Raw genomic sequence first — 9,173 nt, forward strand, 5'->3', positions numbered from 1 at the left:
ACAAAGAGAGGGATGTTCCCGGCACCGCGGTGCCGGGAACATCCCTCTTTCGCTCGCCCTGAGGCAGGTCGGAACCTACGCGAAGTACTTCGGCAGGGTGCCCTCGTGGGCTTCCTTCAACTCGGCCAGCGGCACGGAGAACTCGCTCTGGAAGTCCAGCGCCCCGTTCTCGGTGTCCACCACGCCGATGCGCATGAACGGGAAGCCCCGGGCACCGCACATGTCCTTGAACCGGACCTCTTCGCTGCGGGCCACGGACACGACGGCGCGTGCCTGGGACTCGCTGAACAGCAGCGTGAACAGGTCCACGCCGTCGCGCTCGCAGACCTCGCCCAGGCCGATCCGGGCGCCGACGCCGACGCGCAGGGCCATCTCGGACAGGGCAGCAGCCAGCCCGCCTTCGGAGAGGTCGTGGGCGGCGTCAATCATGCCGTCGCGGGAGGCGTTGATCAGCAGCTCACCCAGCAGCTTCTCGGCGGCCAGATCCAGCACCGGGGGCTTGCCGCCCAGGTGTCCGCGCAGGTTGGCCCATTCGGAGCCGTCCAGCTCGTCGCGGGTGGTGCCCATCAGGTAGATCGCCTGGCCGTCCTCGCGCCAGCCGGACGGGGTGCGGCGGCCAACGTCGTCGAGCCTGCCGAGCATCGCCACGACCGGTGTCGGGTGGATCGGGGTGTCGCCGGTCTGGTTGTAGAGCGAGACGTTGCCGCCGGTGACCGGGACTCCCAGTTCCATGCAGCCGTCGGAGAGGCCGCGGATGGCTTCGGCCAGCTGCCACATGACGTCCGGGTCTTCCGGGGAGCCAAAGTTCAGGCAGTCGGACACGGCCATCGGCACGGCCCCCACCGTTGCGACGTTCCGATAGGCCTCGGCGAGGGCCAGCTGGGCTCCTTGGTAGGGATCCAGGTAGGTGTACCGGCCGTTGGCGTCGGTGGCCAGGGCAACCCCGAGGCCGGTTTCCTCGTCCACGCGGACCACTCCGGCGTCGTCGGGCATGGCCAGTGCGGTATTGCCGCCCACGTAGCGGTCGTACTGGTTGGTCACCCAGTCCTTCGAGCACATGTTCGGAGACGCCATCAGTTCCAGCACGGCTGCCTTGAGGTCCTCGGCGCTGGCCGGGGGGTTGGCGCCGGCCGGGGAGGCACGGAAAGTGTCGGCCTGGACCTGGTCCTGCCATTCCGGACGGGCGTAGGGGCGGTTGTAGACCGGTCCGTCGTGTGCGACAGTGCGCGGATCGACGTCGACGATGGTCTCGCCGTCCCACTTGATGACCAGGCGGCCGGTGTCGGTGACTTCACCCAGCCAGGAGTATTCCACCGCCCACTTGGCCATGACGGCCTCGAACGCCTCAACGTTTTCGGGGGAGACGACAGCCATCATGCGCTCCTGCGACTCGGACATCAGGATTTCGCCCGGCGTCAGGGTCGGATCGCGCAGCAACACCGACGTCAGCTCAACGTCCATGCCGCCGTCGCCGTTGGAGGCCAGTTCCGAGGTGGCGCAGGAAATGCCGGCGGCGCCCAGGTCCTGGATGCCCTCGACCAGCGAGCCCTTGAACAGTTCCAGGCAGCACTCGATGAGCACCTTCTCCGCGAACGGGTCGCCGACCTGGACCGCGGGGCGCTTGGAGGGCTTGGTGTCGTCGAAGGATTCCGAGGACAGGATGGAGGCACCGCCGATGCCGTCGCCGCCGGTACGGGCGCCGAACAGCACCACCTTGTTGCCCTTGCCGGAGGCGTTGGCCAGCCGGATGTCCTCGTGGCGCATCACGCCCACGGCCAGTGCGTTCACCAGCGGGTTGCCCTGGTAGACGGAGTCGAAGACGACCTCGCCGCCGATATTCGGCAGGCCCAGCGAGTTGCCGTAGCCGCCGATGCCGGCGACCGCCCCGTGCACCACGCGGGCGGTGTCCGGGTGGTCGATCGCGCCGAAGCGCAGCGGGTCCATTACGGCCACCGGGCGCGCGCCCATGGAAATGATGTCGCGCACGATGCCGCCGATGCCCGTCGCGGCGCCCTGATAGGGCTCGACCATGGTCGGGGAGTTGTGCGACTCGATCTTGAAGGTTACGGCCCAGCCGTCACCCAGGTCAGTCACGCCGGCGTTCTCGCCGATGCCCACCAGCATGTGCTTCTTCATGTCCTCGGTGACCTTGTCGCCGAACTGACGCAAGTGGACCTTGGAAGACTTGTAGGAGCAGTGCTCGGACCACATCACCGAATACATGGCCAGCTCGGCAGCGGTCGGGCGGCGGCCCAGCACCTTGACCACCTCGTCGAACTCGTTTCGCTTCAACCCCAGCTCGGCCCAGGGCAATTCGGTGTCCGGGGTCTGCGTGGCATGCTCCACTGCGTCGATGTTGAACTGGCGCCCCTCGACGCGTTCGACGGCGTCGGCCGCCCCGCCGTAGCTCTGCACGTGCTCATTGCGTGCCTCGGCCTCGGTCTCCAGCCGGGTATCCACAGATGTGCTGGTCGGATTGGTCTCGGTCATTTACTTGGCACCTGCCACAATCTTCGTCAAAACGGAGGTGAAAATTCCCAGGCCGTCGGTGCCGCCGCGCAGTGCGACGTCCCCGAAGCCGGAAGAGTCCGGGCCGAAGCCGGCTTCCACTGCGTGCTCGGGGTGCGGCATCAGGCCCACAACATTGCCCGCGGCATTGCTGATCCCGGCGATGTCCCGGCGTGACCCGTTCGGGTTCCCGTCTGCATAGCGGAACACCACGCGGTTCTCGGCTTCCAGTTCATCCAGGGTCTTCTCGTCCGCGACGTACTGCCCGTCCTGGTTCTTCAGCGGCACCACAATCTCCGCGCCGGCTTCGTACTGGCCGGTCCAGGCGGTGGTGTTGTTCTCCACGCGGAGCCTTTGGTCACGGCAGAGGAAGTGCAGGTGGTTGTTCTTGATCATCGAGCCGGGCAGCAGGTGCGCCTCGGTCAGCACCTGGAAACCGTTGCAGATGCCCAGCACCGGCAGCGGATCGTGCTGCGCGTTGGCCGCATCGGCGATCTGCTCCATCAACGGGGCAAAGCGGGAAATCGCGCCCGCGCGCAGGTAGTCGCCGTAGGAGAAGCCGCCGGGGATGATCACGCCGTCCACGCCCTGCAGGTCATGGTCGCCGTGCCACAGGCTGACCGCAGTGCCGCCGGCAATCCGGACGGCACGGGCCGCGTCGCGGTCGTCCAGCGTGCCGGGGAAGGTGACGACGCCGATGCGCGCCCCGGAGAGGCCTGCGTCGGGGGTGGGCGAGAAGTCGCCGATCAGCGGAGTCTCAGTCATTATTCGCCAGCCCCGATGGTCGCCTCGGTGATGACCTCCACCCGGGTAACGTCTTCGATCACGGGGTTGGAGAGCAGCGTGGCGGCAGCATGGCGGGCCTGTTCCAGAATCTCCTCGGTCACCGCGCCGTCAACCGTCAGTTCGAACCGCTTGCCTTGGCGGACTTCGCTGAAGCCGGCCAGGCCCAGGCGGTTCAGCGCGCCGGCAATGGCCTTGCCCTGCGGATCAAGGATTTCGGGCTTGGGCATGACATCAACAACGATCCGGGGCATCCGGCCACTCCTGTGCTTGGATTGTGCTCTTCAAACGAAGCGAGGCGCGCGGAACTCAGTGCAGTGTCAGTCGAACAATTGGTGCCGTCTCACGCTGACTCAGCGCTCCGCGAGCTTGCAATCCCAGTCTACCGGCATCACGGGATGCGGATTTTACGGGACGACGACGGCGGAACCGGCCAAAACCGTGCCGTTGAGATGCGGGGCTCGTAGCATGGTCTTCATGACGGAGAAGCCGCAGTCCATGCTGCTGCCCATCCTGGCCGCCGTCGTGCTGGGCGGTCTTGGGCGGATGGTCATACAAAAGAGGCGCGTAGACCGGCGGGCCACCCGTGCCGCACGCCAGGATCTTAACCGCCGGGTGAGCGAAATCATGCGCGACGGCCGGCGCTGAGCCCGGATTCAGGCTTCGCCGGCGCGGCTGCCCAGCAGGGCTGCCATGGTGTTCCACTCGGAAATCTTGCAGCCGTCGGTGAGGGAGAACTGCTTGTTCACCTCCCGGCCGTTGAAGGTGCCGGTGACCTGGGCTTGCTGCGACCCGCCGTATTGCTGGGTGCACAAGCGGTTCGGGTCGGGCAGCTCGAAGAAGACCTTGTGGCCGTGTTTGGCCAGCGCCGCACACGCTCCTTCGGCATCCCTGACCGTGGAACCCTTCGCCGGCTGGGAATCCCGGCACACCAGTTTCGCCTCGAAGCGGGCGTCACTGTCGGTGGAGGAGAGAAGGATGGTCAACTCGGCATCCATGGAAGTTCCTTCCTGGTTATCCGGCGGGGCGGGCTCCGAGGGGGCAGGACGGCCGGTACCGGTGGCAGGGCCATGGGGTGTACCTGCTCCGGGGGAGCCGGCAACAGGCGGGCTGCCACTCTGGTGAGGAGAAGCGGGCACCGCGATGCCAGGGGAGGGATGCGGCTGGTCTTCCTGGCCGCAGGCGGCGAGCCACGGCAGGCCGAGCAAGCACACCAGGAGCACTGTCAGCCGGCGGCCAACTGGCTGCCGGGCCGGTGAGCGCTTCGTCCCCGCCATCATGGTCAACCTCCAGCCCGGCCGGTTCCGCCTGCTCCGGAACCGGTGCCGGCCCCAGGCGAGGCATCGTCCGGTTCACTCGAGGGGTGCGGCTGCACCCCGCCGTCCAGCACATCGAGCGCCTCCAGCAGCCGCGAACGCAGTACCTGTGCCTCCTCGGCAAACGCCCGCTGGGCCGCCACGTACTGCGCCCTGCCCTCGGTGGTCTCGATCCTGACTGGTTCGTAGCCCCAGCCGGAGAGGTCGTAAGGCGAGGCCTTCATATCCAGTTCGCGGATCCGCCAGGACAGCTCGAAGCAGTCCATGACCAACTCGCTGGGCAGGGCCGGGGCCAGCTTGTAAGCCCATTTGTACAGGTCCATATTGGCGTGCAGGCAGCCGGGCTGTTCCAGCTGCCGCTGGTTCTCGCGGGTGGGCCGCAGAGAGTTCAGCGGGACAGCCTGCGGGGTGTAGAACCGGAAGGCGTCGAAGTGCGAGCAGCTGATCCGGCTGCCCTCCACCACCTCGTCCGTCCCGTCGGCTCCGAGCCTCAGATTGAGGTATTCGTGGCGGACGCCGTTGATCCGCGACTTGTACGCCATAGCCCACTCGTGCAGCCCGAAGCAGCCGAACCGGGCAGGCCGTGCCGCGGCACCGGCCAGGATCTCGCGCGAGAACGCCACCGCGGTTCCCCGCGCCGCCAGGAAAGCCTGCGCATCAAAGGTGACAGCACCGGCGTCGTGCTCCACACCCGCAGGGCGGCACTCGGTGGCCGTCAGCGCGCGGTAGAACTTCCAGTTCCGGCGCTCGCCGGCTTCGGTGCCGGTGAGCGCGGTGCCCGCGCCCGGATGCCAGCGCAGCAACTGGCCCGGCTTGAGGCTGTAATAGGTGAACAGGAAGTCTTCCACCGGGTGCTTCAGCCCGGCCGAGCGCCGCTGCAGGAACGGCTCGGTGAAGCGCTGGGCTCGCTCGCGGTGGGCCTGCGCGCGCGGCAGCCACTGCTCCGGTTCGAGCACCCGGAGCCGGTCGAGGAGAACCTGCTGCGCCATGGTTCCATTGTTCCAGCAGCACTGGCGAAATGGCACCGGGTACCGGGCATCGCCGACACGTGCTTATAGCACCAACGGCGGCGGCCGGGAAGAGTGCGTACAAACAATGCCCCAACGGACCCCCAAACGCACTGAAACGGTTCTTTCAGACCGGTCGGTGCGGTACTTTGATTCCACAGACGCACCAATGTGGCTGTAGTCACAGTTGGGGATGGGGCCGGCTTCGCACGTCGGTAAGTCCAATACTCCGTGGGGTGACGCCCGCGGAATAGGCATTCGGCTGCGTCTGGGGCCCGACCAAAGTGGCCGGATCCACCGGATGAAAGGCTATTCCGTCACATGACTCAGCAAAGCAGCAGCTTTGTGCGCCGGCAGGGTTTGCGCTCTGCCGCAGCACTCGCACTGGGGATCCCGCTGATCCTCTCCGGGGTGGCCGGCCCGGCCGCCGCCGCCCCCGTCGACCTCCCGCGCACCATCGCCTCGAACCCGGATGGGCAGCAGGGCATTTACGAGGACGGCCGCTACATCGTGATGCTCGCCGCCGACCCTCTGGCCACTTATGAGGGCGGCGTGCCCGGCATTGCGGCAACCAAACCCGCGCGCGGTGAAAAACTGAACGACGGCAGTGCCCACGCCCAAAAGTACCGGGCACACCTGAAGAAGCAGCAGGGCAACGTCGCAGCCTCCCAGGGCGTGGAAATCCAGAAGAGCTTCACGACGGCGGTGAACGGCTTCGTGGCACAACTGACCGGGCTGCAGGCCGCCGAGTTGGCCAAGAAACCTGGCGTGGCAGCGGTGGCTCCCGACGAGCAGCATCATCCCGATTACTCCAGCACCGATTTCCTGAACCTGCCCGGCGCCGACGGCGTGTGGGCCAAACAGTACGGCGGCGCCGAAAACGCCGGCAAGGGAACCGTGGTCGGCGTGATCGATACCGGCTACTACCCGGAGAGCGACTTCCTTGCCGGCGAGAAGGTGAAGCCGCTGCGGGGCAAGGCCAAGGTCGGCGAGCCGTACCTGACGCCGGACGGCCGGATCGCCATGCTCAAGGCCGACGGCAGCACGTTCCTGGGCGAGTGCCAGCCGGGCCAGAAGGGCTCGGGCTTCAACGGCACCGAATGCAATACCAAGGTGCTCAGCGCCCGCTACTATGCCGACGACTTCCTGGCCACTGTCCCGCCGGGAAACCGGCACCCTAAGGAGTCCATCTCCCCGCTCGACATTGCCAGCCACGGCACCCACACCGCCAGCACGGCCGCCGGCAACAGCGGCGTGACGCAGAGGGTGGACGGCCGCAACTTCGGCACCGGCAACGGCGTGGCTCCGGCCGCCAAGGTCGCCGTCTACAAGATCTGCTGGGAGGACAATGATGAGGCAACCGGAGGCTGCTACACCTCCGCCTCGGTAGCAGCGATCGAGCAGGCCATCCTCGACGGCGTGGACGTCCTGAACTACTCCATCTCCGGCAACAACGACTCGGTTTTGGACCCGGTATCGGTGGCATTCCTGAGCGCCGCCGAAGTGGGCGTCTTCGTCTCCGCCTCCGCGGGCAACGCGGGTCCGGCACCCGCTACCGTCAACCACAGCGCACCCTGGGTCACCACGGTGGCCGCCAGCACGTTCTCCAACGAACTGCAGGGCACGGTAGAGCTCTCGGACGGAACCAAATACCGCGGCACGTCCATCATGAACCGTGAGGTTCCGCAGACGCCACTGGTCCTCTCCGCCCAGGCGGGTGCGGCCGGCGCCACTGCGGACGAGGCACGGCTGTGCTACCCGGGCAAGCTTGACCAGGCCAAGGTCGAAGGCAAGATCGTCATCTGCGACCGCGGCGTGAACCCGCGCGCGGACAAGTCGGTGGCGGTGAAGCAGGCCGGCGGCGTGGGCATGGTGCTGGTCAACGTGGCGCCCGGGTCGCTCGACCTGGATCTCCACGCCGTCCCCACGGTTCACATCGACGACCCCTCCATCAAGGACAAGGTGGCCGCCAACCCGTCGCTGACCGCGGCGCTGGTGGACCATGACACCACCGGGTTGCCGCAGAGCCCGCTTCCGCAGATCGCCGCGTTCTCCTCGCGCGGTCCCTCCACGGCAGTGGACTCGAACCTGCTCAAGCCGGACCTCGCAGCCCCCGGCGTGAACGTCCTGGCCGGGGTTTCCCCGGTGGTCGGCGGCCAGACCAGCGGCTTCATGTCGGGCACCTCGATGGCCGCGCCGCAGGTGGCCGGGCTCGGCGCGCTGTTGCTAGCCAAGAACCCGGCGTGGTCACCGGCCACGGTCAAATCGGCGATGATGACCACCGCCGGCAAACTGGTCAACGAGGACGGCTCGGTGAATGAAGACCGTTTCGCCACCGGCGCCGGCCACGTCGCCACCGCCCGGATGGGCGATCCCGGCCTGGTTTACGACGCCGACATCAAGGACTGGCTGGGCTTCATCCAAGGCACCGGCCTGGATCTGGGCCTGAAGAAGCGGGACACCGTCGCCTCCAAGGATGTCAACGTTCCGTCCTTCGCCCTCGGAAAGCTGGCCGGCAAGGTGACAGTGGAACGCACGCTCACCGCCCTGGAGCCCGGGAGCTACACGGTGGACGTGGATCTGCCGGGCGTGGCCGTGAAGGTCTCGCCCCAGAAGCTGACCTTCAGCAAGGCGGGCCAGGAACGCAAGTTCAAGGTCACCTTCGAGAACGTGGATGCGCCGTTGGACCAGTTCGCCATGGGTGAGCTGGTGTGGACCGAAGAAGGCAAGCGCGGCAAGGGCAAGGACCACACCGTTGCTTCGCCGATCGCTGTCCGGCCCGTCACGGCGGTGGCGCCGGCAAGCGTGGCGTTCGCGTCCGACGGCGGTGAGGGCACCGGTTCGATGTCGGTCACCTCGGGCACCAACTCGCCGATCGACCTGAGTGTCGAGGGCCTGGCCAAGGCCAAGGCCACCGAGATCGAGAAGACCCCCGGCCAGCCGGCTGTGATCGGCTCCAACGGCAGCACCGGATTCGTCCCGCAGGTTGTGCCGGAAGGTGCCACAATGGCGCAGTTCGCCATCAACGCGGCCGACCCGGCGGCAGACTGGGATCTGTACATCTACACCCCCGCGGGCACCGTGCTCTCGGCGGCCACGGCGTCGGGCAGCGAGTCGCTGGTCATCAACAACCCTGCTCCGGGCACGTACTATGCCATCGCGCACCTGTACAGCAGCCCGGGCAGCAAGGCGAGCAAGGGAACCATTAACACGGTGGCGCTCAGCGGTGACGCTGGCAACCTGGCCGTCAGCCCTGATCCGCTGACGCTGCGCAACGGCGAGACCGGAACGGTGCAGGCCACCTGGTCCGGATTGGAAGCCGGCAGCTGGGTGGGCCTGGTGCAGTTCGGCGACGGCGCCTCCACTGCAGTGACCGTGGATGTTTCCGGTGGCGGCGCGGTGGCCCCGGGCCGGGCAACGGAAGGCAGCACGGTGGTTGTCGACGGGGGCGCCTCCTCGCAGCAGGAGCCAAGCTCCGGCCGATAACATCCCACGAGGTGCTGGCCGCTGACAGCACATGAATCAGCAGGAAGGGCGGCAGGTGGGTAATCCACCTGCA

7 protein-coding genes are annotated in these 9,173 nt (G+C 67.2%); 2 read left to right on the forward strand and 5 right to left on the reverse strand.

What is annotated here, in order from left to right; genetic code table 11:
- Positions 1 to 75: 75 nt before the first annotated feature.
- Genes purL through purS form a run of 3 tightly spaced genes read right to left on the reverse strand, consistent with a single transcriptional unit; the run spans position 76 to position 3,545 of the window.
- Positions 76 to 2,490: a phosphoribosylformylglycinamidine synthase subunit PurL gene (purL, locus tag AC5RWT_RS31080; RefSeq protein WP_494083576.1), complete on the reverse strand. Its 2,415-nt coding sequence runs from the start codon at positions 2,488 to 2,490 to the stop codon at positions 76 to 78.
- Positions 2,491 to 3,273: a phosphoribosylformylglycinamidine synthase subunit PurQ gene (gene purQ, locus AC5RWT_RS31085; RefSeq protein ID WP_494083577.1), complete on the reverse strand. Its 783-nt coding sequence runs from the start codon at positions 3,271 to 3,273 to the stop codon at positions 2,491 to 2,493.
- A complete protein-coding gene (gene purS / locus AC5RWT_RS31090) occupies positions 3,273 to 3,545 on the reverse strand; it encodes a phosphoribosylformylglycinamidine synthase subunit PurS (protein ID WP_493969476.1) in 273 nt (90 codons plus the stop codon). The genes purQ and purS overlap by 1 nt, the downstream gene beginning before the upstream one ends.
- Positions 3,546 to 3,768: 223 nt before the next feature.
- Between purS and AC5RWT_RS31095 the strand changes: the two genes are divergently transcribed.
- A complete protein-coding gene (locus AC5RWT_RS31095) occupies positions 3,769 to 3,939 on the forward strand; it encodes a hypothetical protein (RefSeq protein WP_494083578.1) in 171 nt (56 codons plus the stop codon).
- 8 nt (positions 3,940 to 3,947) lie between these two features.
- Here the strand turns inward: AC5RWT_RS31095 and AC5RWT_RS31100 are convergent, their stop codons facing one another.
- Together AC5RWT_RS31100 and AC5RWT_RS31105 are read right to left on the reverse strand one after the other, a co-directional pair.
- A complete protein-coding gene (locus tag AC5RWT_RS31100; RefSeq protein WP_494083579.1) occupies positions 3,948 to 4,289 on the reverse strand; it encodes a serine protease inhibitor in 342 nt (113 codons plus the stop codon).
- Between the two features lie 284 nt (positions 4,290 to 4,573).
- Entirely contained in the window at positions 4,574 to 5,596 is a 1,023-nt protein-coding gene (locus AC5RWT_RS31105) for a 3-methyladenine DNA glycosylase (RefSeq protein ID WP_494083580.1), read from the reverse strand.
- 339 nt (positions 5,597 to 5,935) lie between these two features.
- Here AC5RWT_RS31105 and AC5RWT_RS31110 point away from each other — a divergent pair, with 339 nt between their 5' ends.
- Positions 5,936 to 9,100 (forward strand): S8 family serine peptidase, encoded by a 3,165-nt coding sequence (locus AC5RWT_RS31110; RefSeq protein WP_494083581.1) that lies wholly within the window; start codon positions 5,936 to 5,938, stop codon positions 9,098 to 9,100.
- Positions 9,101 to 9,173 lie beyond the last annotated feature (73 nt).

This window comes from Arthrobacter sp. Dra40, from assembly GCF_059091905.1.

Coding starts and splice junctions, on each gene's coding strand:
- purL (WP_494083576.1), bottom strand. CDS start 2,490: ATGACCGAGACCAATCCGACCAGCACATCTGTGGATACCCGGCTGGAG.
- purQ (WP_494083577.1), bottom strand. CDS start 3,273: ATGACTGAGACTCCGCTGATCGGCGACTTCTCGCCCACCCCCGACGCA.
- purS (WP_493969476.1), bottom strand. CDS start 3,545: ATGCCCCGGATCGTTGTTGATGTCATGCCCAAGCCCGAAATCCTTGAT.
- AC5RWT_RS31095 (WP_494083578.1), top strand. CDS start 3,769: ATGACGGAGAAGCCGCAGTCCATGCTGCTGCCCATCCTGGCCGCCGTC.
- AC5RWT_RS31100 (WP_494083579.1), bottom strand. CDS start 4,289: ATGGATGCCGAGTTGACCATCCTTCTCTCCTCCACCGACAGTGACGCC.
- AC5RWT_RS31105 (WP_494083580.1), bottom strand. CDS start 5,596: ATGGCGCAGCAGGTTCTCCTCGACCGGCTCCGGGTGCTCGAACCGGAG.
- AC5RWT_RS31110 (WP_494083581.1), top strand. CDS start 5,936: ATGACTCAGCAAAGCAGCAGCTTTGTGCGCCGGCAGGGTTTGCGCTCT.